This window comes from Desulfuromonas carbonis (assembly GCF_054658035.1).
The window spans coordinates 1,999,363-2,024,156 of sequence record NZ_BAAHXR010000003.1; the positions used below are offsets into that span (position 1 = coordinate 1,999,363).

General features: G+C 62.6%; 24 protein-coding genes. 4 read left to right on the forward strand and 20 right to left on the reverse strand.

The window, feature by feature from the left end; all coding sequences use genetic code 11:
- Positions 1 to 84 precede the first annotated feature (84 nt).
- Positions 85 to 699, forward strand: coding sequence for a dephospho-CoA kinase (gene coaE / locus ACYQ8E_RS15955; RefSeq protein ID WP_066724907.1), 615 nt, complete (start codon positions 85 to 87; stop codon positions 697 to 699).
- Here the strand turns inward: coaE and ACYQ8E_RS15960 are convergent.
- On the reverse strand, positions 665 to 1,441 hold the full coding sequence (locus tag ACYQ8E_RS15960; RefSeq protein ID WP_066724910.1) for an alpha/beta hydrolase: 777 nt from the start codon (positions 1,439 to 1,441) through the stop codon (positions 665 to 667). The genes coaE and ACYQ8E_RS15960 overlap by 35 nt on opposite strands.
- Before the next feature lie 239 nt (positions 1,442 to 1,680).
- Positions 1,681 to 2,463, reverse strand: coding sequence for an IclR family transcriptional regulator (locus ACYQ8E_RS15965; RefSeq protein ID WP_066724913.1), 783 nt, complete (start codon positions 2,461 to 2,463; stop codon positions 1,681 to 1,683).
- A 266-nt stretch (positions 2,464 to 2,729) separates the two neighbouring features.
- On the opposite strand from ACYQ8E_RS15965, the gene ACYQ8E_RS15970 reads away from it, so the two are divergent.
- On the forward strand, positions 2,730 to 3,182 hold the full coding sequence (locus ACYQ8E_RS15970; RefSeq protein WP_066724918.1) for a universal stress protein: 453 nt from the start codon (positions 2,730 to 2,732) through the stop codon (positions 3,180 to 3,182).
- 39 nt (positions 3,183 to 3,221) lie between these two features.
- Here ACYQ8E_RS15970 and ACYQ8E_RS15975 read toward each other — a convergent pair whose 3' ends face one another.
- From ACYQ8E_RS15975 to ACYQ8E_RS16045, 15 genes are all read right to left on the reverse strand, one after another.
- Positions 3,222 to 4,037, reverse strand: a complete 816-nt coding sequence (locus tag ACYQ8E_RS15975) for a sugar phosphate isomerase/epimerase family protein (RefSeq protein ID WP_335339862.1) — start codon at positions 4,035 to 4,037, stop codon at positions 3,222 to 3,224.
- A 153-nt stretch (positions 4,038 to 4,190) separates the two neighbouring features.
- Entirely contained in the window at positions 4,191 to 5,711 is a 1,521-nt protein-coding gene (locus ACYQ8E_RS15980) for a VC_2705 family sodium/solute symporter (protein WP_066724920.1), read from the reverse strand.
- A complete protein-coding gene (locus ACYQ8E_RS15985) occupies positions 5,701 to 6,057 on the reverse strand; it encodes a DUF4212 domain-containing protein (RefSeq protein ID WP_066724922.1) in 357 nt (118 codons plus the stop codon). The genes ACYQ8E_RS15980 and ACYQ8E_RS15985 overlap by 11 nt, the downstream gene beginning before the upstream one ends.
- Positions 6,058 to 6,138: 81 nt before the next feature.
- Positions 6,139 to 7,371: a tRNA pseudouridine(13) synthase TruD gene (gene truD, locus ACYQ8E_RS15990; protein ID WP_066724926.1), complete on the reverse strand. Its 1,233-nt coding sequence runs from the start codon at positions 7,369 to 7,371 to the stop codon at positions 6,139 to 6,141.
- Complete coding sequence (gene trmB / locus ACYQ8E_RS15995; RefSeq protein WP_066724930.1) at positions 7,364 to 8,065, reverse strand: tRNA (guanosine(46)-N7)-methyltransferase TrmB; 702 nt, start codon at positions 8,063 to 8,065, stop codon at positions 7,364 to 7,366. The genes truD and trmB overlap by 8 nt, the downstream gene beginning before the upstream one ends.
- 58 nt (positions 8,066 to 8,123) lie before the next feature.
- Positions 8,124 to 8,993, reverse strand: coding sequence for an IS3 family transposase (locus ACYQ8E_RS16000; RefSeq protein WP_066724935.1), 870 nt, complete (start codon positions 8,991 to 8,993; stop codon positions 8,124 to 8,126).
- A complete protein-coding gene (locus ACYQ8E_RS16005) occupies positions 8,990 to 9,331 on the reverse strand; it encodes a transposase (protein ID WP_066724938.1) in 342 nt (113 codons plus the stop codon). The genes ACYQ8E_RS16000 and ACYQ8E_RS16005 overlap by 4 nt, the downstream gene beginning before the upstream one ends.
- Positions 9,332 to 9,469: 138 nt before the next feature.
- The gene (locus ACYQ8E_RS16010; RefSeq protein WP_082820180.1) at positions 9,470 to 9,787 is read right to left on the reverse strand and encodes a c-type cytochrome; all 318 of its coding nucleotides are present in this window, start codon (positions 9,785 to 9,787) and stop codon (positions 9,470 to 9,472) included.
- 153 nt (positions 9,788 to 9,940) lie between these two features.
- The gene (locus ACYQ8E_RS16015) at positions 9,941 to 10,312 is read right to left on the reverse strand and encodes a hypothetical protein (protein WP_157471768.1); all 372 of its coding nucleotides are present in this window, start codon (positions 10,310 to 10,312) and stop codon (positions 9,941 to 9,943) included.
- A 121-nt stretch (positions 10,313 to 10,433) separates the two neighbouring features.
- On the reverse strand, positions 10,434 to 11,027 hold the full coding sequence (locus ACYQ8E_RS16020) for an acetate uptake transporter (protein WP_066724946.1): 594 nt from the start codon (positions 11,025 to 11,027) through the stop codon (positions 10,434 to 10,436).
- Between the two features lie 427 nt (positions 11,028 to 11,454).
- The gene (locus tag ACYQ8E_RS16025; RefSeq protein ID WP_066724950.1) at positions 11,455 to 12,834 is read right to left on the reverse strand and encodes a sigma-54-dependent transcriptional regulator; all 1,380 of its coding nucleotides are present in this window, start codon (positions 12,832 to 12,834) and stop codon (positions 11,455 to 11,457) included.
- 40 nt (positions 12,835 to 12,874) lie between these two features.
- On the reverse strand, positions 12,875 to 14,842 hold the full coding sequence (locus ACYQ8E_RS16030) for a cache domain-containing protein (protein ID WP_066724953.1): 1,968 nt from the start codon (positions 14,840 to 14,842) through the stop codon (positions 12,875 to 12,877).
- Positions 14,843 to 14,923: 81 nt separating this feature from the next.
- Entirely contained in the window at positions 14,924 to 16,063 is a 1,140-nt protein-coding gene (locus ACYQ8E_RS16035; protein ID WP_066724956.1) for an AI-2E family transporter, read from the reverse strand.
- On the reverse strand, positions 16,060 to 16,602 hold the full coding sequence (locus ACYQ8E_RS16040) for a Crp/Fnr family transcriptional regulator (RefSeq protein WP_066724959.1): 543 nt from the start codon (positions 16,600 to 16,602) through the stop codon (positions 16,060 to 16,062). The genes ACYQ8E_RS16035 and ACYQ8E_RS16040 overlap by 4 nt, the downstream gene beginning before the upstream one ends.
- Before the next feature lie 84 nt (positions 16,603 to 16,686).
- Entirely contained in the window at positions 16,687 to 17,553 is an 867-nt protein-coding gene (locus tag ACYQ8E_RS16045; RefSeq protein WP_066724961.1) for a hypothetical protein, read from the reverse strand.
- Between the two features lie 175 nt (positions 17,554 to 17,728).
- Here ACYQ8E_RS16045 and uvrC point away from each other — a divergent pair, with 175 nt between their 5' ends.
- Positions 17,729 to 19,573 (forward strand): excinuclease ABC subunit UvrC, encoded by a 1,845-nt coding sequence (uvrC, locus tag ACYQ8E_RS16050; RefSeq protein ID WP_066724963.1) that lies wholly within the window; start codon positions 17,729 to 17,731, stop codon positions 19,571 to 19,573.
- Positions 19,574 to 19,586: 13 nt separating this feature from the next.
- Here uvrC and ACYQ8E_RS16055 read toward each other — a convergent pair whose 3' ends face one another.
- The 3 genes from ACYQ8E_RS16055 to malQ form a co-directional block, all read right to left on the reverse strand.
- Positions 19,587 to 20,045 carry a universal stress protein gene (locus ACYQ8E_RS16055; RefSeq protein ID WP_066724966.1) on the reverse strand — a complete coding sequence of 153 codons (459 nt, stop codon included), beginning with the start codon at positions 20,043 to 20,045 and terminating at the stop codon, positions 19,587 to 19,589.
- A gap of 176 nt (positions 20,046 to 20,221) precedes the next feature.
- Positions 20,222 to 20,986 (reverse strand): hypothetical protein, encoded by a 765-nt coding sequence (locus ACYQ8E_RS16060; RefSeq protein WP_157471770.1) that lies wholly within the window; start codon positions 20,984 to 20,986, stop codon positions 20,222 to 20,224.
- 128 nt (positions 20,987 to 21,114) lie between these two features.
- A complete protein-coding gene (malQ, locus tag ACYQ8E_RS16065; protein WP_066724977.1) occupies positions 21,115 to 22,614 on the reverse strand; it encodes a 4-alpha-glucanotransferase in 1,500 nt (499 codons plus the stop codon).
- Between the two features lie 298 nt (positions 22,615 to 22,912).
- Here malQ and ACYQ8E_RS16070 point away from each other — a divergent pair, with 298 nt between their 5' ends.
- Positions 22,913 to 24,760, forward strand: a complete 1,848-nt coding sequence (locus ACYQ8E_RS16070; RefSeq protein WP_197463729.1) for a sensor histidine kinase — start codon at positions 22,913 to 22,915, stop codon at positions 24,758 to 24,760.
- The last annotated feature ends 34 nt before the right edge of the window (positions 24,761 to 24,794 follow it).

The following is a 24,794-nucleotide window of genomic DNA, read 5'->3' on the forward strand; positions in this document are numbered from 1 at the left end:
CCGGGCGGTCTTCTGAAAGCGGTTGACAACCTGTCCCTGGTGGTGAAAGCTTGTGCGGGAAAACCCCCTAAAGAGGTTGCTTAAATGATCCTTGGTATTACCGGCAGCATCGCCTCGGGCAAGAGCACTGTCAGCGCCATGTTCGAAGCCCGTGGCGCGGTCCTGGTCAGCGCCGACCAGCTGGCCCGGGAGGCCGTCCGCCCCGGTTCGGCAACCCTGGCCCGGCTGGTCGAACGTTTCGGGGCGGAAATCCTCGCGTCCAGCGGAAAATTGGACCGGGCCCGGCTGGGAACCATGATCTTTGCCGATCCGGCGGCCCGCCAGGACCTCAATCGAATCATTCATCCTGCGATCGCCGCCCTTGCCGAGGAAGAGCTTGCCATATTACGTCGCAGCGGAGCGCCACTGGTTGTCTATGAGGCGCCACTCCTCTTCGAGGCAGGAGCGAGCGATCGCGTCGACCGGGTGCTGGTCGTAACGGTCGACCCCGAAGTGCAGCTGCAGCGGCTGATGCGTCGGGATGGCCTCGATGCCGAGGCGGCCCGGCAGCGGGTCGCTGCCCAGATGCCCCAGGCTGAAAAGCTCGCCCGTGCCGACTTCGTCATCGACAATTCCGGCAGCCGCAAGCTCACCGAAGATCAGGTCGCTGCCCTCTGGACGCGGCTTACCGCCACCCCGGCGCCGCGGCAAAAAAGCTGAGCAGCTGCTCCAGAACCCGCACCTGGAAGGGATTCTCGGCGGTGGCCAGGACATGGGGAGCGCCGGGGCCGAACCGGTGGTACTCCTTGTGCCGGCTCCCCAGGCGCTGGAAGAGGGTCAACCCGCTGGCCACATCGACGGTTTCGTCGCCTTCCGCCGCAATCGCCAGGACCGGCAGTATCAGCTGCGGCAGGCGCGGGGCGAGTTCGCGGGCGAGATGTTGCACTTCAGCGATTCCGGCCAGTGGCCGGCGGCGATAGTAGTGTTTTTCGCTCCCCGTGGCCAGCGGTCGTTCCTGGTAGGGATGCCAGCGCTTGAGCAGCCCGGCCAGGGGCGCCAGGGGGTGGGCCAGGCGCAGGAAGGGGCTGAGTAGTGCCAGCGCCACCAGCGGCTCCCGGGTTGCCAGTGTCGCCAGCAACAGCCCACCAGTACTCATGCCGACACCGAAGACCGGCTGGTCCCGCTCCCGCAATAACCGGTACCCCACGGCTACCGTCTCCAGCCAGTCGTGACGGTTGCGGCTGGCCAGGTCCTCGGGCCGGGTGCCGTGCCCGGGCAGGCGAACCGCCAGGGCGAGATAGCCGGCCGTTGCCAACCCTTCGGCGAGGAGGCGCATCTCCCAGGGCGTAGCGGTAAAACCGTGAACCAGCAACACTCCCCCCACGGGGCGCCCTTCCGGCTCCAGCAGAAAAGGAAAGGCGTCATCGCGGGTCACCCCCTGCTGCCGTGCCTCCAGAATCATCTGTTCCAAGGAGGCGGGGGACTGTCTTTTCCCCTCCGGAATTGTCGCGTCTATTACAACGGGAGGAGGGGGGTGCTGGGACTGTCTGTGGGATGATCGCATCGAATCCCTTCCCTCCTGAAATTATTCAATAATTCTAGCTAGATTCTAGCATTCCCCCGATCCGGTGTCAAAGCGGCCAGATGAACCGGGCAAAAAAAACCCCTGGCAAGCCAGGGGTTTTTCGAAGTGGGTCGGTTTCAGCGGTGGTAGCCGAGGCGTGTCGACAGCTCCTCCGCCGCCTGCAGGGCCAGCGGCACCAGCTCCTTGACGATGCGGTCGTCCCCCAGGCGCATGGAAGGGCCCGAAATGCTGACGGCCCCGACGATGCGGCGAGTGTAATCGCGGATGGGTGCCGCGACACAACGGACCCCCAGGTCGAGTTCTTCGTTGTCGATGGCGTATCCCTGCTCGGCAACCGCCCGCAGCTCACGCTTGAGGGCCTCCCGGTTGCTGAAGGTGTTGGCGGAATATTGCTTGAGTTCTCCGGGAGGCAGAATCGCATCGACCTCCTCGTCGGACATGAAGGCGAGGTGAACTTTGCCGGCAGCGGTACAGTAGGCGGGGAGCCGCGAACCGACCCGGGAGACTACGCGGACCGTGAGGTCAGTCTCGACGACATCGAGGTAAACGATATAGCCTTCCTTGAAGATGGCGACGTAGGAGGTCTCATTGCAGTCGGCCACCAGCTTCTCGAGGATCGGTTTGGCCTGGCGCAACAGGCCCATCTGTTTGATGAAGGTCTGCCCCAGTTCCAGGGATTTGAGTCCCAGGCGGTAGTTCTCGGTCGCCTTGTTCTGTTCGATGTAGCCACGGGACTCCAATGTCGCCAGGAGTCGGAACACATTGTTCTTGTGCAACTTGAGGCGCTTGCTTAGCTCCGTCACGCCGAGCTCATCGACGTCGTCATGAAATTGCTCAAGCAGGTCCAGGGCATGGGAGACGGCCTGGATGATATATTCAGCTTTGTCTTTTTTCGCCATGATGAAATTTTCCCTCTCCAGAGAATTGATCAGGGGGCTTCGCCGTCCACATATTATTTATTCGTACCAGCATGTCAAGAAGAACTGGAACAAAATGCGAAATATGGGCCATTGGCACGCCCGCTGCAGAAAAATAACCCGAACCACAATTCTGGTAGTTTCGGAAAATATAAAATGTTGTTTTAAAAAAGTCAACTGCAACCGGTCTGCCGATTGACAGTTCGGTCGCTTTCCGCTAGATTAGGTCCGGATTCGGGGAGGAGACAATGCTCAATATTGGCAAAAAGATTCTCGTCGCCGTTGATGGGTCACCACAGTCCGACAAGGCGGCCGAAGAGGCGGTCCGACTCGCCGCTGCCGCCGCCAGTCGAATGAAAAGCATAGTCTATGCCGTTTTGGTCCTGCCCAGCATGCGCCCCCCCTCTTTTACCGATTTTTTCCCGTCACCGCCGGTAACCGAACGACCCAATTGGGAAGAGACCAGGAAACGGCTCTTCTACGTGGTCGAGAAGGTCGCCGCCGAACAGAAGGTCCCGCTGGAAAGCCTCGTTGTCTATGGAGATGCTGCCGAGGAAATCCTGAACCTTGCCGAGGAGAAGGAGTGCGATGTCATCGTTATCGGCTCTTCCGGCAAGGGACGGATGAAACGAACCCTGCTCGGGAGTGTTTCCACCAAGGTTGCCCTTCACGCCCGCTGTTCAGTCTACATCGTCCGCTAGGTTCCCCCTCTCCCCGTTTCCCCTCCCGGCTGTCAGGAATTAGATGATCGCTGCCTGCGATGGTGCCGGGTGGCGTGTCTCCGCGCAGAGATAAGCGAAAATCTCCGCCATCGCCTCGCGAATCTGGCTCTCTTCTTCCGGAAATTCATGGGGAGACAGTTCCAGGACCAGGGAGGCGTTATAGCCGGTTTCCCGCAGGTGGTTTAAAAAACGGGTCAATGGCAGGACGCCATGCCCGGGCAGGAGATGTTCGCGGCCGTAGCCATAATCGGAAAAATGGATGTTGCGCATGCGCCCGGAATTATAAAGCAGGTGGAAATCGTGCAGGAAGTCAGCCTTCGAGGAACCCATGTGAGCGGTGTCGAAGGTCAGGAAGAGGTTGTGGGCATCGATGAAGTCAATCATTTTCTGGGTCTGGGCGAGGAGGTAGGGGTTGAGACCAAAGGCGCCGGTGGCGGGCATGTTTTCGATGGTAATCTGGACCGTGTCCTGCCCGAGAAAGCTCTGGAAGTCCTTGACTTTATTGAACCAGTTCCAAAACCGGAACTCAAGGGCCATCCAGGCGGGGGGATGGAAGTTGATCAGCGGCACCTCGGCCTGCAGCGCCAGTTCGGTGGTGCGAATCACCTGCGCGATTTTGTCACCCCAGCCGTCAAGTTCCAGAAACGGGGCATGTAACGAGGCGATGGGGAGAATCTGCTGCAGGTCCTTGAGCAGGGCGAGGTTATCCCCGTACTGGAAATCATAGCCGATAATGACTTCCATTCCTTCGAACCCCGTATCCCGGGCAATTTCAAAAACCTTGTCCAGGGGGAGTGTATAGAGACTGCCTGCAGACAGTATCAGCTTGATCACGGCGTTGTCGTTTTTTGTAGAACGCTTTTTTGAAAGTTACTTTTTCTACCGGGAACAACGGGCCTTGTCAAGGGGCTCGATGGGGGTGTTTGTCCAAGACTCAAGAGGGCAGCGGCTGTGGTGTATTAGCGGATAACAATGGTTGGCAGCCCATCAGGGGCTATGAACCTCCTCGGCGAGGAAGCGGCGAATTTCCTCGGGAGGTTGCGGCGTCGCCAACGAGGTGGCAATCATGACGAGGATAACCAGTGGAGCGCCGAGGAAGGCGGAGGAGGTTGCTGGAAAGAGGGTGCCGAGCAGGCTTCCGGTCGGCAGCAGCATCGCTCCGAAGGTGATCACGATGCCGGTCAGCATGCCGGCGATGGCGCCCTGCTTGTTGGCCCGATCCCACCAGATGCCAAGGAGAAAGACCGGGAAAAGGGTGTTGCCGGCGAGGGCGAAGGCTACCGCGGTGACCTCCGCTATCAGCCCCAATGGCTGGGCCGCGACGAGCAGCACCAGCGCCGCCAGTACCAGGGTCGCCCCCTTGGCGATCTGCATCCGTTCCTGTTCGGTCGCCTGGGGATTGAGGAAACGGCAGTAGATGTCGTAGGAGAAGGCGCCGGCTCCGGTGATCAGCAGACCGCTGACGGTGGAAAAGGCCGCGCTGATGGCACCGACGGCGATAATGCCGACGGCCCAGATCGGTACCCCCGCCCATTCGCCGGCCTTGATGACCACCAGGTCCGCCATATCCGGAGGGAGAGGGGGGGTTCCGTTCCTGGCTTCCCAGAGGTGGGCGAAGGTCGCATAGGCCGGAGCGCTCCAGTAGAGCAGGCCGATAAAGCAGAGGCCCCAGACGACGCTCCAGCGGGCGTCACGGACATTGGGGACGGTATAAAAACGGGACAGCACGTGGGGCAGGCCGGCGGTGCCGACCATCAGGGTGATGCAGAGCGCCAGCCATTGATAGGGGGTGCCATGGGCCCAGGGCGCCGTTTCCATCCGAGCCGGAGTGGCGGCGAGGTCCTGCAGGGCCTCACCGTAGCTGAACTGGGGGAGCAGCCAGTTGTAACCGAGTTTCCTGGCAATCAACATCAGCGGGATGAGGAAAGAAAGTATCAGGACCGCATACTGAAAACGCTGGTTGCGGGCAGCGCCGAGGATCCCGGAGAGCACCAGGTAGGAAATGACCACCAGGGTTCCGAGCAACAGGGAATGGGTATAATCGAGGCCGAAAATCCAGGAGAAGACCAGCCCGATCCCCTTGTACTGGGCGATGCAATAGATCAGCGAGATCAGGATTGCCACCACCGCGGCGATCAGCCGGGCCAGCGGCGAATCGTAGCGGGCGCCGACAAATTCCGGCGCGGTATATTTGCCGAAGCGGCGGATCTGACCCGCCATCAGGATCAGCAGCAGCACGTAGCCGCCAGTCCAGCCGACCACATAAGCAAAAGCGAAATAGCCTTTCAGGTAGAAGATGCCGGCGATGCCAAGGAAGGATGCGGCACTCATCCAGTTGGAGGCAATGGCGGCGCCGATGCCGATGCGGCCGATGGAGCGGACGCCGATACCGTAATAGGAGGACCCGGTTTGGCGGCGGAGGCTGCCGAAGAGCCCGACCAAAAGGAAGATCACCAGCGCCAGAACCAGCAGCAGGGCTGGCGTTGCCTTGAAGGCTTCAGTGGACATGGCGGCCTCCCCCGTGGGCGCGTGGATGGCGGTAGCGATCGATCAGATGGTCGACGAGGAGATTGAACAGGAAACAGAGGAGAATGAACCAGAGGATGAGAAATTGGCCGCTGAACCAGTAGTGGAAAGGAAAGCCGAAGATGGTCGTGGCGGTCAAAGGGCCGGTGCCGTCGGCCGTCCATTCCGCCGAAACCAGGTAGAGGGGGAAGCCGAAGATCAATAACCCCCAGCCGGCCAGCATCAGCCAGATGAAGCGTACTTCCCGGCGCATGAACCCGGGGCGGGGCCGAAAGAAATTGACCCGGTAGTCTTTCTCCGGCGCCTCGACTTTGCTCCCTCTGGACATCGAACCCTCCTTGTCGCTGCTGAAGTGACCCGGCCGGGTCACCGCGCCGATGACAAAATCAAGATGGTTGTGGCAGGTCGATTATGCCACAGTGCAGGCCGCCAGATCACTCTCCTCTGCTGCCGGTTTCATCACTTCGGCAAGAACGCTGGTGGCGAAGCTTCCCCGCGGCAGGGCAAAGGTGAGCAGCAGGTCGGAGCCCTGCCGGGTGACGTTGACATCGGCCAGGGGCACCCGCAAGGGGCGGCGCTCTCCTTCCATGCTGAGCCCTTCGCCGAGGCGAAAGTCGGCGGGGCAGAGCTTCTCCTTGTCGAGCAGCGCTCGCTCCAGCAGGCCGGCCTGACCCGCTGCGAGGGTCACCTTGTAGCCGAAAAGGGGGGCGGAGGGGCTGATCTCGAAGGCGTCGGCCCGGGGCTGTTCGGCGGCGGGGTCAAGCACCGAAAAGCAGGCGCCGTTGGCGTGTTTATAGGCGAGGTCGCCGCTCCAGAGGGTGCCGAGAGAGGTAAGGCGCATGGTCACCAGGCGATCGAAGAGGTGCGATTGCAGGGCTGAAAGGTAGAGCCGCAGGAGTTTGCGCGGCAGCCCCATGAGTGCCGCCCTGGTAGAGCTGCCGTCCCGCAGCTGCTGCAGCATCCGCCGCTCGTCCCGGAAGCGCCGGGGGAGGGCTGCAAGGGCCGTTTCGATATCGCCGTTGCTGAACGCCTCTGCCGCCTGGCGCCAGCGCGGGTTGCTGATCGCCTCCGGGGTGCCGAGGATCTCGCGGACCGCGACGTCGAACTCCCCCTGCAGCAGGGCGCGGCCAACCCGGTGAGAATTGCCGAGGGCACCATAGCGCTGCGGGCCGAAGCGGTTGGGGACGCCGAGGTCCGCCAGCACATGGAGAATATCAAGGGCCGCATCAAGAGCGCCGGGTCCGACATCGCGAACGCGGATGACAAAACGATTGCCGGCCAGGTGGCCGGTGCGAAGCTTGTTGCGGTGGCGGGTGGCACTGAGGATGCGGACCCCGGGAATCGTCAGCGCCAGGGCGCGCGCCGCATCGACACCGGGCACCGAGATCGTCTGCCGGGTGGTCGCCCGGGCGTCCTTGAGCCCGGCGTAGCCGAGTTCCCGCTCCTTGACCCCCAACGCCCGGGAGACCTGCTGGAGCAGGTCAAAGGTCGTCAACCCGGTCTTCTCGACCTCGAGGTAGAGGTGATCGCCCTCCCCGCAGGGGGGATAGAGGGGGATCTCCTCTACCCGGAAGTCCTCAGGCGAAACCTTGATGCGCCCGCCGATGCCGGGGAGGGAAGCGGTCAAAAAGGTCTCAGCCATTGCCGGCGTTGCTCCAGCGAACCCTGAATCCGGTTTGCACCGCCGGCAGTTCGGCCGGGTCGGCCAGCCAGCACGGGTCGCGGTAAGCGTGGAGAAAGTGGATCGGCTGGCCGTGCTCGAGGAAGCGGCGCATGTACTTGGAGCGGGGGTAGCCCGGCAGGTCGGTGACGACCGGGGCCGGGAGGCGGTTGCGAAACCCGGGGAGGGTCGCGATCTGCTCGGCGACCTCGGCGGCATAGTCGGCTATGTCGCTGCTGAAGAAGAGCTCACCGGTCGGCGCCAGGTGATAGAGGAGGGTTTGCAGGAAATCCCGGTTGACCAGGCGCCGCTTGCGGTGACGTTTCTTGGGCCAGGGGTCGGGACAGTTGATGTAGATTGCCGCCAGCTCGCCGGGCTTGCAGAAGTGAACGAGAAGGTAACGGGCTTCGAGGCGCAGGACGCGGACGTTGTCGAGGCCCTCTTTTTCCAGGCGGCGGCAGGTTTTCAGGCAACCCTTGTTGTAAATGTCGATAGCGAGGAAATTGGACTCGGGTTTTTCCCTCGCCAACTGCAGGATGAAGTCGCCGATGCCACAGCCGATTTCCAGCTCCAGCGGAGCCTTGCGGGAAAAGAGACCGGAGAGATCAGCGCTGGTAGCGAGGACCTCTTCAGGGACGAAGAGTGCTGAATCGATCGGGATGATTCGCTGGGTCATGGGCAGGGTCCGTTTCTCGGCGGTGTAGCGGAACCGGTTCCTTGGACACAAGTTTAGATTATGCCGCCTGACGGATTTCGTCGGGCGACCTGAAGCCGTTTTTCTCGACACGCCATTCGCTGTTGTAAAGCTCAACGAAGGTTTTTACTGCGTTGCGAACATCATCGACATTGCGGAATACTCGGCCATAGATGGCTTGCTCTTTCAAGGTGCGATTGAACCGTTCGGCCACTCCGTTGGTCTGAGGTTCGGCAACGAAGGCAAAGCTGGGAGTGATCCCCCAGAACTTGATTTGGTTCTGAAAATGGTCGGAGAGGTACTGGGGGCCATGATCCATACGCAGGGATAGCCCTCGGGCAATTCCTTTTTCTACGCTGCCGTAAAGGCGGCTCAGGGCCATGGACAGCGGTTGAAGGGCGGCATAACGGTCGCCGGTCTTACACACATGCCAGCCGACGCATTCGGCGTTCCAGTGCTCCACGGCGGTAAAGATCCAGACCCAGCCCTCGTCAAGAGTGAAGACGCGAGTACCATCGGTGCCCCACATCAGGTTGGGGGCCAGGGTGATGATCTTGCCATCATGCGTCTTGGCGGCCTTGGGACGACCCCGGTGCGGAGAAAGCAGATGGTTCTCGCGCATGAGCCGCAGAACCCGTTTGCGTGGCACGCGGTGGCCATCGCGGTAGCGTAACCGCCCCCAGACCTTGCGGTGCCCCTCGCCCGTGAACGGAGAGGCGGCCAGGTCATCACGGATCAGAGCCAACAGGTTCTCGTCGCTGATTAACGGCCTTGGGCCACGACGTTTGAGAACCGCTGGCGCAACCGGGCGCGAGGCATGGTAGAACGAGGAGCGAGCCTGCTCCCAGATAGCGCAAACCCGTTGAACGCCGTAGGGCCTGTCGGCTCCCAGGGAGATCGTTTGGCTCATTTCGACGACCTCCGTTTGGCTAAAGGGCCGGGTTTTTTAACCCGTTCCCACAGCAGTTCGTTCTCCATGGTCAACTCGCCGATCCGGCGCATGGCCTGGTTGAGTTCCGCCTGAACGGGATCGTTCTGGCGCTTTTTCAGCGACTCATCGATCCCGGCCAACGCTTTCTCCCGCCACTGCTCCAGGCGGTAGATCTCAATACTCAGCTCGCGGGACAGCTCGTCCACCGATTCGCCCCGCAGCAGACGCAGGACAACTTCACGCTTGCGGGCAGCACTCCAGCGTTGTCCCTCGGCCAACGGCCCTGTAACGGTTTCGTTCTGGTTCTGTTTGGTCATTTTCAATCTCCTTGGACACGAGGACTTTACCCCAATTCAGTGTCCAAGAAAACCGACGCCGCCCCACCGTTTCTCGGCGGTCAGCATTGCTCGCGGACGTTACCACAGGGAGGTGGTTTTTTCAACCACGGAGGGAGGTTAGCGGAGTTCGGCGAGGAAATCGACAAGGGTTTCGATGTCATTGGCCGGGAGGTGGTTGAAGGCTGGCATGCTGCCGTCGCTGTTGCGGCTGCGCGGGTCGAGGAGCTGTTGCCGGAGCTGTTCCCGGGACAATCTCGCGCCCACCCCCGTCAGGTCTGGCCCGACCGTCCCCCCCTCACCGCCGAGGCGGTGACAGCCCTTGCACCCCTGCGCGTTGAGAAGCTCTCGGGCCTGGGCCTCATCGGCCGCTGCCGTCTGGGTCAGGGCCAGGGCGGAAAAGAGCAGGAAGGGGAGCAACAGGTAGCGTGACATCATCGAGCTCCAAGGTATGCCAGCTGTCGGATGATCGGCGGCGCCCCCCGGCGAATCAGGGACAGCGGCGAGCCCTTTGCGCCTCGGGGCGCAGTAAAACGAAACCCCGCCATCCGGGACCGGCGGCGGGGCCTGTTGACCATGACAGAAACCGGCTCAGGGGACGGCGGTAGAAAAATAATGCTCGTGCGCGTCCGACTGCTGGATGGCCTCGCTGAAGCTGACGCCGGCCGGCTTCATGATGATGATCGCCATGATGCCGATGATCAGCAGGGCGGCGCTCCAGTTGAGGAGGGCGGTCAGCCAGGGCCAGTCGGCCTCCACCTTGGTCCGGGGCTCCTCATCGCTGTTCGGTTCCTCGTCGCCGCGCGCGCGCGCGGAGCGCCGCAGCAGCCGCCCCGACGTCAGAAAGATCAGGGCGGAAACGACGAACTGGGGCATGACCTCGATCGAAAGGGTCCCGGTGGCAAGCATTACCCCGTAAAAGGCCATGGCGCAAAGGCCGAGCAGGGTCAGGTGTTGGCTCATTTTGGCATTCATCGCTTACCCTTGCAGCGCAGGTCGTACCGGGTTGCGCTGCCTTAATTTTCGCAATTTCCTCGCTAAAATTACCCGGCGGCGCAGAGAATGTCAAGCCTCGCGGCAGCGGTCAGGGGGTGCCGACCGGGGTGCGGGTTGCTGTCTGGCGGCGACGACCGGCCTCGAAGAGGAGTCGCAGAGTGCCGTTGTGCAGGGCGACCACTCCGGCAGCCAGGGCGAGCCAGCCGCCAGCCATGCGCGGCAGGGGCGCGGCGCCGAGTTCACCGACGGCGAGGAGGAGCAGGCTTGCCAGCAGCAGGCCAAGGGTCGCCTGCAGACCTCGCCCCCCCTGTTCAACGCCGACAAAGAGGACCGCGGTAAAGAGCCCCCAGATCGCCAGGTAGGCTCCGGTCGAGATGGTTGCCGGGGAATGGCCGTAGCCGGCGGCCGGCAGGGCAATCATGCCCAGCAGCGAGAGCCAGAAGAGGCCGTAGGCGATGCCGACAACCGCGCCGAGGGGGGAGTGGTGCCGCCAGTCGGCGATCCCGGTCAGGACCAGGCCGATCCCGCCGTAAAAGAGGCCGGTACCGAGCAGTCGTGGGTCAAGGGTGAAGAGGCCGCAGTTGTGGAGCCCGTAAAGGCTGGCCGTCGCACCGAGGAAGAGCAGGGCAAGGGGGGCCGGCGGCAGTGACAGCTGCGGTTCGTGGCGGGAAGTTTCAGGCATGAAGTCCTCCTTGAGCGCCTTGGGCGGAAGCCCGGCGTGGGGTCGGCTGTCCCTCAACAACCGACCCCACCTGGTGCCGAGAGATGGAGTAACGTGGTTTTGTTTTAGCAACCGGCGTACCAACTCCGAGGATTCGGGGAAAAAATTAATTTACCTTTAAAAACAAAGGTTTTGCGCCATCCGCCGCCAGCGTCGGCGCGCGTTGCGAAGGGTATCATTTTGCAGCTTTGCAAAAAACGGGCGGCCAGCGGCCGGACGGAACCAGGCCGAAAGTCGCCGGAAGTATTTTGCCCCCAGAAAATAGGCTTTAAATTCAAATAGTTGGGGTTTGTTTTGAGCGGGCGGGTCGGCGGATTTGCGGGAGAGCAAAAGCGCTGGTGCGTTTTTGCAGTTGTGCGAAGGTTGCGGGGTGCCCCGGGGGGCAGGCTCACTCCTGGTCTTCCTTGCGCAGGTCGTACTTCTTCAGTTTGCGGTAAATCGTGGCCATGTTCATTCCCGCTTCCCGGGCCGCCGCCTCGACGTTCCATTGATGGCGGCGCAAAAGTTCCCGGAGATAGGAGGTTTCAAAGCGCGCCATGGCGGAGGCGTAGTCGCTGTCGTCTTCCTGCTCCTCGGTTACTTCTGCAGGCGGTCCGGTCGCAATGAACTGGGAGAAGACCGGCAGGGTGATGGTCTCCCCCGTCTCGATGGCCATTGAAGCCTCGATGGCATTGCACAACTGCCGGATATTGCCGGGCCAGCCGAAATCGCAGGCGACCGCCAGTGCCTCCGGGGTCAGCCCTTTGACCCGGGTGCCGAACTTGACGTTCTGTTCGCGGATGAAGTGAGCAATCAGCAGCGGGATATCGCTGCGGCGTTCCCGCAGCGGCGGCAGATGCAGGTTGACGACATTGAAGCGGTAGTAGAGATCTTCCCGGAAACTGCCGTCCTTGACCGCGGCCTGCAGGTCGGAGTTGGTGGCGGAGATGATCCGGACGTCGACCTTGGTTGGCCGGGTCTCACCGAGGCGCATGAATTCGTGTTCCTGCAAAAAACGCAGCAAAGTTTTTTGCACGTTCATCGGCAGGTTGCCGACCTCGTCGAGGAAGAGGGTGCCGCCGTCCGCCGCTTCCAGCAGCCCCTGGCGGTCCTGGGCGGCACCGGTGAAGGCGCCCTTTTTGTAGCCGAACAACTCGCTTTCCAGCAACGATTCGGGGAGCGCGCCGCAGTTGATGGCGACGAAACGCTTCTCTTTGCGCGGCGAGTTGTAATGCAGGGCCTGGGCGATCAGCTCCTTGCCGGTCCCCGATTCGCCGGTAATCAGCACCGAGGTGTCCCGGACCGAGACCCGGGCCGCCTTCTCCAGTACCGACTTGAGCCCGGCTGAGGCGCCGATGATCTTGTCGAAGCGGAACTTGCCGGCCAGCTCCTCGCGCAGTTCCCGGTTCTCCTCGATCAGGTGGGTCTGGGTCAGGGCGTTCTTCACCCGGTAGAGCAGCTCCTCCGGTTCGAAGGGTTTGGTCAGCATGTCGTAGGCCCCCTTGCGCAGGGCCTGGATCGACATTTCCACGGTCGCAAAGGCGGTGATCATGATGACCGGCAGGGTCGGCGCCCGTTCCTTTACCCGTTGCAGCACCTCCATGCCGTCCATCCCCGGCATCTTGATGTCGGTGATCACCAGGTCCCAGGCGGCAGGGTCGAATTCCTCCATCGCTTCAAAGGAACGGGTGTAGGCGCGGACGGCATAGTCGTGATCCGCGAGCACTGCCGTCATCATCCGGCAGAGGCCTTCCTCGTTATCGATCAGCAGGATACGTTTCTGGGTCATTCTTTGGGCCCCGTGAAGGAGGAAAAGTCAAGCTCGCGCATCAGTCGTGGTCGCGGTCGACGGGAAGTATGACGCTGATGGTGGTGCCGACGCCGACGCTGCTTTCCAGGTGGATCCGGCCGTGGTGCAATTCGACAATCTGCCGGGTAATCGCCAGGCCAAGACCGGTCCCGCGCGCCTTGGTGGTGAAGAAGGGTTCAAAAATCCGTTCCTGGTAATCGCTCGGGATACCCGCGCCAGTGTCGCTGAAAACCATCTTCACCCGGCCCGGTTCGTCCTGCTCGGTGCGGATGGTGAGGGTTCCCCCTTCGGGCATGGCGGCGCCGGCATTGAGGATCAGGTTGATCGCCACCTGCCGCAGCTGGTCGCCGTCGGCGAGCAGTTGCGGCAGGTCCGTCGCCAATTGGCGCTCGATGGTGACGTGGTGCAGGTCGGCGTGATTGGCGGCGAAATCCGCGATCTGGCCGAGGAGCAGGTTGAGGTCGGTCTCTTCCAGGTTCGGTTTCGGGGTGCGCGCATAGCTGAGCAGGTCCTGGACGATCTTCTTGCAGCGTTTGCTCTCCCGCTTGATCTCGTGGATGTAATGATAGTGGGGGTCTTCGGGGGCGAGTTTCCCCTCCAGGTAGCTGGCGTAGCCGAGAATGACCCCGAGGGGGTTGTTGATCTCGTGGGCGACCCCCGAGGAGAGGACGCCGAGGGAGGCCATCTTCCCCTGCTGGGCGAGAGCCGTCTCCATCTCCTGGTTGCGCCGCATGATCCCCGTCATGCGGTTGAACGCCGCCGCGAGTTCGCCGAGCTCGTCGTTACTTTCGATTTCCACCTGCTGGTCGAGGCGTCCCTGCTTGATGCGGCGGATGACGGCAATCATGCGGTGGATCGGCTCGGTCAGCACCTTGGCAGCGAGAGAGACGGTCAGGACCGAGACCAGACTCGCCATCAGGACCAGGACCAGGACGCTGGTGAGGGTCCGCCCCTTGATGGCATTCGCCTCCCGATAGAACTCATCTTCGTAGGAGCCGACCGCCACAATCCAGTCCCAGGGGGCGAAATAGGCGTAGCGCACGATCTTCATGCGCGGCGCGCGGTCGCCGGCGTTCTGCCAGGGATAGCGAATCCAGCCGGTCTTGTTCTCGATCATCTCACGGATGAAGGCATGCCCGGAGCTGTCGCGAGCCTCGAGGTGATTTTCCCCTTCGGCGTCGGGGTGAATGGTAAAGGTCCCCTTGCCATCCATGCAGTAAAGGTAGCCGGTCTGACCGACCTTCTTGCTTTTCAGCTTGGCCTTGAGCTCCTCGAAAGAGCGGCGCTCGAAGTCCATGTCCTCGTAGGTCTCTTCGAGGTAGCCGCTGGCGGCAATGATCCAGTCCCACTCCTTGAAATAGCGGAAGGCGGCGATCTTCTTGCGCGGCGCCCGGTCGCCGAGGACCGCATTGCGCCAGGGATAGATGATGTACTGGACCTCGCCGCTGGTCGAGGCGACCGCCGAGCGGGCCATTTCGCGGATAAAGTAGCGGCCGTTCTCGTCCTGTTCGTCCCAGATGTTTTCCCCCTCGCGGGCGACATGCATGGCGAGGTCGCCGGTGCTGGTCATGGCGAAGATATAGCCGGTGTCGCCGACATTGACCCGGCGCAGCGCCTTCTTCGCCTCCTCCCGCGCGGCCGCGAGAGAGAGTCGCCCCCTGCGGTACTGGCGATCTTCACTCTCGACCAGGTTGTAGGCGATATTGTCGAGCGCAGCGAGGTCGCGGATGAAGATCTTCTGCTTGTCCTGCTTGTAGACCTGGAACTGCTGGTAGTGGGAGTTGAGCAGGTCGATGGCGAAGGTCGCCATGTGATCGAGGTCGTCCTTGCTGGTCTGGGTAATTCCGAGGGAGGCCTGGCGCACGGCGATGTAACCGACCACGCTGCCGACGAGGACGATGGGGACGATCACCAGCGGCAGCACCACCACCAGCATCTTCCAGCGCAGCTTCAGGTTGTTGACGAATTTGAAGAGGTGTCTACTCATGGGCCCCGGTAATTCTTTGGAAAAATTAACGAATTATGCGGTATACGGGGTCCGGGTGTCAAGGGCGCGGCGGCGCGAAGTTCACGGGTGGCGCTCGCTTTCGGCGACAGGGTCGGGGAGGGCGAAAGCCCGACGGTATTGGCGGATTTCGATGATGACGATTTTCAGGATGCTGGCCACCGGTACACCGATGATCATCCCCAGCACCCCGTAGAGTTTTCCCCCCATGACGATGGCGATAATCACCCAGATGGGATGAAGGTTCGAGACCCGGGAGATGAGGATCGGGATCAGCAGGAAGTTGTCGACGATGATCTGGGCGATGAGGAAGTAGACGATGACAATCCACCAGAACTGGCCGCCCATGCCGAGATCGACCAGGGCGATGAGCAGGCCGGGGACCATGCCGATGAGCGGCCCGATATAAGGGACCAGGTTGGTGACCCCGGCGAAGACGCCGAGGAAGATCGCATAGCGGATGTCGGTGAAGGAGAGGCCGATGGTGACCACCAGGCCGACAATCGCCGCCTCGAGGATGCGGCCGCGGATGAAGTGAGAGAGCTGCCGGGTGACGAGGGCGGAGAGGTCGTGCGCCATTTCGAAATAACGGTTCGGCGCCAGGGCGATAAAGGTACGCATGATTTTGCGGCCGTCACGCAAAAAGAAGAAGGTAAAGAGCGGCACCATCAAAATCAGGCTGCCCAGCCGCAGCGCCTGGCGCGGCGACTGCACCAGGAGCTGGGCGACGAATTGCTCGACGGAGCGCCGCGAACGGCCGGCGAGGTCGTAATTCTCCATCAGTGGGAAGTGGGCCAGGAGAGTGGCCTGCAACTCCTTGAGGGCGGAGCCGAGCATCGCCGTGTAGCGGGGCAGGTCGATCTGGATCGATGCCCAGGTCTGCTGCCACTTGGGAATGAAGAGACTGGTCAGCAGGCTGCCGGCGATGGTGAGCAGCAGGTAGACGAGCAGGATCGCCGTCGAGCGGCTGATCTCCTCCCGTTCGACAAAGCTGACTGCGGGTTGCAGCAGGAAGGTGAAGATCAGGGAGAGGAGCAGCGGAAGAAGCAGCCCGGAGGTCGCGTCCCTGGCGAGTTCGAGAATGGTCGATGCCGAGAAATAGATCGCGAGGCCGCTGGCAATTGCCGCGGTCATGCTCAGGTAAAAGAGAAGATAATGGACCCGGCCCTGGCGCTGTTTCAGGAACTGCTCGGAAGCCTTCATGTTTCGGCAGGCTGGGTGGCGAGGCGGGCTTCCTGCTCGGCGAGCAGGAGGCGCAGGCGGGAAATTTCCTGGCCCGCCGCCTGCAGCCGTTCGCTGACCACCCGGGTCAGCCCGAAGAGGATGCGGTTGGCGATGGCGGGGTGTTTCTGGGCGGCCTCGAGGAGGTCAGCGCGAAACAGGCCGATCAGCTCGGTGTGCTCCAGGACCCGGACCGAGGCGCTGCGGACCGCCGGGGCGGTCAGGGTGGTTTCGCCGAAGAAATCTCCACTACCAAGCTGCGCCAGTTCCTCTTCGCGGCCGTCGTCATGGTGCAGAAAAATCTGCACGCGGCCGCTGCGGATAACGTACATCCCCGAACCGGGATCGCCGGCGCTGAAGACGGTCTCGCCGGGATGGTAGCGGCGCAGGTGGACCAGGTTTTCCAGGAAACCGAGATCCCGACCCGCCAGCCCGGCAAAGACCGGCACCGTGCTGAGAAAGCCGCCGAGGGATTCCTCGGCGGGAGTCTTGCGGAAGATATTGCTCCAGAGCGGGTTCACTGCCGACCCTCCCAAGGGGAATAATAAAACGCAATTATACGCGTTTCGCCGCCGGTTGGCCAGTGAAATTGCATCCTTCCAGGGTCAGTAGCCACCGAGCCGCTGCAGCACGGCCGGCGGGAGTGGCAGGTTGAGGCGGTAGCCGGAAAAGGTGACGGTCACTGTCTCCTTGCGCTCGGGCCGGACCGTGCTGCGAACCTGCCGCACCGGTAGCCAGAAGCTCTGAACCCGGCCCATTTCCGTCTGCAGGTGGTCGTCGATGCGCCCGTCTGGAGAAGTGACGCGCACCTCGGTCGGCAGCATTTTTCCGGAAAATTCCTGGTGGCGGATCTCCATGCTGATGTGCTGGTTGGCGGCGGAAACGAAATCGACCTGGTAGAGGAGCCTGAGGTCGGGGTCGAGGTCAAAGCTAAGCTCGGTCAGATTGTTCTGTGGTACCGGGAGGGAGCGGCCGAAGAAAGCGCCGTCGAGATTGACCGGCCCGGCAAAGCGCAGCCGGACGCCCAGTCGGCGATGGCCATCGAGTCGGGTTTCGGTCACCTCGACCGTCCCCTGCCTGAGCCAGTCAGCGCGGTCAATGGCACGGCTGGGCGGGAAGAGGGAGAGCGGCAGGTCGACGGCAAACTCCCGGGAAAAACGCTCCACCATTTCCTGCATGGTTGGCTGCAGGTTCTTCCCTTCGGCGAGAACGACGCTCGCCATCACCGCCCGCGACCAGTACTTGGTCAGCACCGGAACTTCCGGCCGCGGGACTTCCGCCGGGAGGCTGCTGGTCATCTGGGTGATCATCTCGCCGACCTTCGGCGTGCTGACGGTGACGGCGTAACTTTCGAGTCCGGGTTGACTGGAGCGGTAGTTGCTGCCGATCTGCTCAAGGAGCACCGGGTCGAAGCCGGCCCGGGCCGGCAGGGGGAGAGCGAACAGCAGCAGCAGAACGAGCAGGCGGGTCATGGCAGCCTCCGGAAAAGGGTCGAGGATTGCGCCAGGGATGGCGTGGATCTCAACGAAAGTATAGCGCGGTCGCCGGGGGGGACAAGGGACAGCGGCGGCAGTTGACACTCTTTGCGGCGCGCTGCTATTCTCGGGCCGCAATCGCTGGCAGGGCCAGCATGGCCGGAGTGCAGGAATGAGTGATCTTCTCGATGCACGGAAATACCCCACTGCCTGCGGCGTCTACCTGATGTACGACGCGGCCGGAACCGTGCTGTATGTCGGCAAGGCGAAAAACCTCCGGACCCGGCTGCGGAGCTACTTTTCCGGCCGCGATGAGCGCGCCCAGATCCGTTTTCTGCTCGGCCGGCTGGCCCGGATCGAGACGATCCTCACCGATACCGAAAAGGAGGCCCTGATCCTTGAGAATACCCTGATCAAGGAACACCGCCCCCGCTACAATATCGACCTGCGCGACGACAAGACCTACGTCTCGCTCCGCCTCGATCCGCAGGAAGAGTTTCCTACCCTGCAGGTGGTGCGCAAGGTCCGCAAGGACGGCGCCTACTATTTCGGTCCCTATGCCTCGGCCACCGCGGTACGAGAAACCCTCAAGGAAATTTACCGCATCTTCCCCCTGCGGCATCACCCCCTGGCAACCTGCCGGCGGCGCGGTCGGCCCTGTCTCTTTCACCAGATCGGCCAGTGCAGCGCCCCCTGCCACGGGCTGATCAGCCCGGCCGATTACCAGCAGCTGGTCAAGGGGGTGACCGATCTTCTCGCCGGGCGCGAACGGCAGGTGATCGATCAGTTGCGCGCCCGGATGACGCTGGCGGCGGCCGAGCTGCGCTACGAGGAGGCCGCCCGGCTGCGCGACCAGATCGGGTCGATCCTTCAGACGGTGGAGAAACAGAAGGTGGTAGCGGCCGGCGGCGGTGACCAGGACGTGGTTGGCCTGCATCGCGAAGGAGGGGAGGTGGAGGTGGTTCTCCTCTTTGTCCGCGGCGGCAAGCTTATCGGTCGGCGCCAGTACGGGCTCGAATGGCGCCTCGACGAGGGCGAGCTCCTCTCCTCCTTCCTGCAGGAATTCTATGGTCGCGAGGTGCTGATCCCGGACCAGGTGCTGCTCCCCTTTCTGCCGGAGGACAGCGCGGCCCTGGCGGAATGGCTCGGTGAACGCAAGGGGCGCAAGGTGATGGTCACGGCTCCGTGCCGGGGCGAAAAACGGCGACTTGTCGACCTGGCGGACCGCAATGCCGCCGAATCGTTCCGCGAGCGTGGCAGCCGTCTCGATGCTCGGGAACGGGTCCTCGAAGAGATTCGTGATCGTCTGCACCTGCAGCTTTTGCCACGGCGCATGGAATGCTTCGATATTTCCAATGTCCAGGGAACCCATACTGTGGGGAGCATGGCCGTGGTCCTCGACGGCGAACCGGCCCCCGGCGAATATCGCCATTACCGGATCCGCAGCGTGGCGGGGAGCAACGACTTTGCCGCTCTGGCCGAGGTTCTGGAGCGGCGGTTGCAGCGGGGGAAGGCAGAGGGACTACTCCCGGACCTGATCCTGATCGATGGTGGCAAGGGGCAGCTCTCGGCCGTAGCCGCGGTCCTTGCGGCGGAGGGGCTGGCCGGAGTGGTTGACCTGGTCGGGATTGCCAAGAGCCGGGTGATCGCCAATGTCGGCGGCAGCGCGGTGGAGCGCAGCGAGGAACGCTTCTTTCTTCCCGGGCGAAAAAACCCGGTCCTGCTGCGGCAGGGGTCGCCCCCCCTCTTCCTGCTGGAACGCCTGCGGGACGAGGCCCATCGCTTCGCCATCACCTATCACCGCAAACTGCGCGGCAAGGGCGCACTCCACTCGGTACTGGAAGAAATCCCCGGCGTTGGCGCCCGCCGCCGCCGTCTCCTGCTGCGCCATTTCGGCAGCCTGCAGAAGCTGCGGGAGGCGACCGAGGAGGCTCTCTGTGCCGTCCCCGGGGTTCCCCAGACGGTCGCCCGGGCCGTCTACCGGGTGCTCCATCCGCCCACCGGCGGGAAGCCTTAGCGCTTTGCAGTCTTCAACCGAGGGGCTGTGGCTCCTTCTTGACCAGCATGATGGAGCAGGGCATGCGCCGCACCAGGTCATCGTTGCTGCGCCCGAAGAGGAAATGCTCCAGGCGCCCTTCCTCGTGGGCGAGCATGATCATCAGGTCAACCTGATGTGCTTTTACCGCCGCTACGATCTCGGCGGTAGGTTCACCTTCGCGGATCAGCACGGTTACCGGCAATCCTTCATCCTTGGCGGCCTTGACCAGCTGATCGAGGTCGGCCTTGGTCCCAGCCAGCAGCCGCTGATAGTCTTTCTCCAGCGAGACGATCGGCAGGTTCCAGCCTTCGTAGCCGAAGGGGTTGTGGACGACATGGATCACGTAAAGCTCGCTGCCGTACTTTCTGGCCAGGGAAATCCCTTGTTCAACAGCTTCGCGACAGTATTGGGTCATGCGACTGACGACGAGAATCCGTTCGAATCCGGTCATCTGGCAACCTCCCTTTGAAAAAGGTTATTGATTTTAGTCCTTTATCTTTAGGGTATCGCTACTGTCGCGAGAGTCAACCGATTCCCGGCCCCTCGGCGCCGGGCCCAAAACAGCAACGGCCCCCGGGATTGCCGGGGGCCGTTGCTGTTTCGTTGTTCTGGGTGATTGGTCGGTTGTTACTCGACCGTCACCTGGGCATCTTCAAGAATCACATCGTACTTGTAGCCATAGCCGAAATCCTTGTCAGCGACGACCTTGCCGACAACCAGGACGGTGTCGCCGACCTTGGCCGCGACGTTGGTGGTCACGGTCAGGTCGTTGCTGCCGGCGGCGCCGGTGCCGTCCTGCAGGTGAATCCAGTTCTTACCCATGATCTCGGGGCTGAACTTGACGACCTTGCCGCGGATCTTGACTTCCTTGCCAACCAGCTGCTCCTTGTTGGTGAAGACGTCGGCCACGGTGTTGCCGCCTTCGGCCTTCGTGATCCCCTTGAGGTCGACCGGCGCCGCGTCGACTTTGGTCCGCTCATTGGCGACCGGGTGATTCTCCGGCATCTGCGCAGCCTGGGCCATCGCCTCGGCGCCGCCGACCATGATGCCATCGACGAAGTAGACCATTTCGAAGTCGCGGTCGAGGGTTTTGCTGTGGTAGTTGGCCATCGCCATCCCTTCGGGAACGACGACCGCGTCACCGACCTTGACTTGGAACTCGGGGGCGGCAGCCCAGATTTTTTCGGTTCCGGTGTCGACCTGAACGTAGGTATAACCACCCGAGTTCATGGTTTCGAGGACGGTACCCGATTTTCCCTTGGCGGCCGGTGCCGCCGCGGGGGCTGTAGCCGGGGCCGGGGTTTCGGCCGTTTTCGGGGTCTCGTTTTTGCAGCCAACGGCCAGGCCCAGGGCCATCAGGCCGGCCACCAGAAGTGTCAGAGCGTTTTTCACGAGCATTCCTCCAGCAGGGTTTTCGGGTCGTCTCCGACCCGGATTCGGGGGCTTCGCGACGCCTGGTTTCAGCGCCATGCATACAGTTTTGAACCTTAGCACATCTTCAGGATTGGGTACAAGACCAATTACCGTGCGGCGGGTTCTCTGCCATAACAGGAGGTGAGCCGGGCGAGGCGCGCCGCGAGCGCTGGGCTCCAGGAGTCTGCGCTTGCCCGCCATCCCCAGTTGCCTGCGGCCTGGCCGGGACGGTTCATGCGCGCTGTGCTGTCGAGGCCAAGCAGGTCCTGGGCCGGGATGATCGCCAGTTCGGCGACGCTGGCCAGGGCGAGCCGGATCAGGTCCCAGGGCATCTCCCGGGTACCGGGGCCGAGATAGTCGCAGACGGCCTGCCGTTCCTCTTCCCCCAAGGCCTGCCACCAGCCGAGGGTGGTGTCGTTGTCGTGGGTGCCGGTATAGACGACGCTGTGGCGCTGGAGATTATGGGGGAGGTAGGGGTTGGCCGGGCCGGAACCGAAAGCGAACTGGAGAATCTTCATCCCCGGCAGGCCGAAACGGTCGCGCAGCGCCTCCACTTCGGTGGTGATGAGGCCGAGGTCCTCGGCAACGACCGGCACCGTGCCGAAGACTTCGGCGAAGCGCTGGAACAGTGCTTCGCCCGGGACGGCGCGCCAGTTGCCATTCTCGGCGGTCGGTTCGGCGGCAGGAATCTCCCAGCAGGCTTCGAAGCCGCGGAAATGATCGATGCGGACCAGGTCGGTCTGCGCCAGAGCCCAGCGCAGCCGGTCGAGCCACCAGGAGAAGCCGTCGGCGGCCATCCGTTCCCAGTGGTAGAGGGGGTTCCCCCAACGCTGGCCGGTGGCGCTGAAGTAGTCGGGAGGGACGCCGGCGACCACCGTCGGGCGCAATTCGGCGTCGAGCTGGAAATTGATGCTGTTGGCCCAGACATCGGCGGAGTCGAGGGCGACGAAAATTGGCATGTCGCCGAGGATGCGGATGCCGCGCTCGGTCGCCTGCTGGCGCAACCTGAACCACTGGTCGAAGAATGCGAACTGGGCATATTTTTCGGCGTTGATCTCCTCGGCCAGCGCTTCTCCCCAGTGCTGCAGGGCCGCCTCTTCCCGGTGGCGCAGCGCCGGTTCCCACTCGTACCAGGGTTGTCCGCCGAAGTGCTGGCGCAGCGCCTGGAAGATGGCGTAATCGTTAAGCCAGTAGGCCTGGCTGGTGCAGAATTCGGTGAAAGCCTGTCGACGTTTGCCGCCGGAGCTGGCAAAGAAACGCTTGGCGGCCCTGGCGAGGAGGCGCCTTGACTGGCGATGGACGCGGGCGAAGTCGATACGCTCCGGATTATCACCAAAATCTTCCAGCTCGCCGGCGAGCAGCTCCCCGGCCGTTACCAGCTGGCGCGGACAGATCAGCAGCGGGTTGCCGGCGAAGGCGCTGTAGGCGCTGTAGGGGGAGTCGCCATAGCCGGTTGGCCCGAGGGGCAAGATCTGCCAGACCGACTGGCCGGCGGCGGCGAGAAAATCGAGGAAAAGTTCGGCTTCGCGCCCAAGGGTGCCGATGCCGAATGGTCCGGGGAGGGAGGTCGGATGGAGCAGGATGCCGCTGGAGCGCTGCAATTGCATAGAATATTTCTCCAAAGGGGCGGGCAGGTGCCGCTGCTAAGCCGGGTGGGAAAAATCAACTTGGCTTAAGGATACAAAAAAAGTCCTGATTAGCCCTAATTCTCAGCTGAGGGGCGAGAGCGCTTGGGCATCCAATATGTAGGGGCCCCATTGTTCAATTCATCGCTACGGCTTGGGCTCTTGTAGGGGCGATCCGCATCAAGCTGAGAATCGGACCTAATCAGGAAAAAAGTAGACTCGGCAACAGTCGCATTGTTCCGAAATGGTTCGATTTTCCCTTCGCGGGCCGGGGGCCGGGGTGCCGAAAGACAGCTTGCTGAAAAAAATCCTTATCCTCTCCTTTCTCATGGCCGGGCTCTTTCCGCTCTACCAGCTTCTCTATATCCATCCCGCCTACCAGGAACTGCTGGTCGAAGAGACTGAAGACGAAGCCGAGCGCTTTGCCCGCTATCTGGTGCGGACCCTGCACCTCGATCAGCAGGACCTCGCTCCGGGCTCCGTTCCCGAACTGATCGGCGAAGAGGTCGGCCAGTTGCAGGACGATGCCCTGCTCCGCAAGTTGCGGCTCTTCGGTCCATCCGGGACGATCCTTTACTCCACCGTGCCCGAAGAGGTCGGCGAGGTCAACGCTAAACCGTACTTCCGGGATGTCGTGGCGCGCGGGCAACGTTATTCGAAGGTGGTGGAAAAAAACGACTACACCGCCGAGGGACAACGGGTCCGGACCGATGTCGTCGAGACCTATGTCCCGATCATGGGTGCAGGTCGCTTCCGGGGGGCGGTCGAGACTTACTATGACATTACCGCCAGTCGCCAACGGGTCGCTCTCCTCACCCGCCACTCCTTCATTCCCCTGGCCCTGATCTGCGGCGGCTTTTTACTGGCAGTGCTGCTGCTGTCGCGCAAGGCGAGTCAGCTGCTGACGGCGCGGGCCGAGGCCGAGGAAGCGTTGTACCGGGCCAATGACCTGCTCGAAGGACGGGTGGCGGAACGGACCCGGGAATTGCTCCTTGCCAACGAAAAGCTGAACGCCGAGGTTGCGGAACGCACCCTGGCGCAAATGGCCCTCGCCGGCGCGCTGGAAGATTCCCGGGAGGGGAAACAGAAACTCGACGCCATCCTCTCCTCGGTCGATGACGGGCTGCTGGCCGTCGATGGCGAGGGGCGGGTCCTGCTCGTCAACCCGGCGGCGGAGGTGCTCTTCGGCATCGACCAGGAGGCCGTCGGCCGCCCGCTCTGCGAAGTGCTACAGCCATCGACCCTGCGCGATACGGTCTGCGGCCTATTGCCGGTGGGGGAGACGATTCACCAGTTCGATTTTGAACTGGCGCCGCCGGGACAGGAGCAGCCCCGGGTCTTCCAGGGGCGAACTTCCCAGCTCTTTCTCGGTGAACTGGAGGATGCCGGCCCCGGGATGATTATTCTCATCCAGGATGTTTCCCACGAGCGGGCGGTGGAGCGGATGAAGAGCGAGTTTCTGGCGATGGCGGCCCACGAACTGCAAACGCCGCTGACGACCATCGTCGGCTATTCGGAGCTCCTCTCGACGGCGGCCGCCGGGGCCTTTTCCGAGGAGCAGCAACGGGAATTCCTTGGCTATCTCTACAACAAGGCGATCGGTCTGTCGCGGATTGTCGACGATCTGCTCGATATCAGCCGCATCGAGGCCGGGCAATCGATCAACCTGCAGCATCGTCCCTTCGCCCTGACCGACATCCTCAAGCGCGTGGTCGGCCAGTACCGCCAGCAGGGATCGCACCCTTTCGAGTTGGAGATCGCCGGCGCGGAGATCGAGCTGATCGGCGATCCGGGCCGGGTCGAACAGGTGCTGGAGAATCTCCTCAGCAACGCCGTCAAGTACTCTCCCGCGGGCGGAACCGTGCGGATCGTTGCCGGGGTCCGCGGGTCCCGCTGCGTGATCCGGGTCAGTGATGAGGGGATCGGCATGACGCCGGAGCAGGCCGACCGGGTCTTCGAAACCTTCTACCGGGCCGATGCCTCCGATACGGCGATCCGGGGGACCGGGCTCGGCTTGAGTGTTGCGAAACACCTGGTCGACGCCCATGGCGGTGAATTGCAGGTGCAGAGCGAGATCGGCAAGGGGACGACGATGATCGTCTCCCTCCCCCTCGCTCCGGCGGAATAGCTGCCTCCTTCTCCGTCCACCGGCATTGACCCGC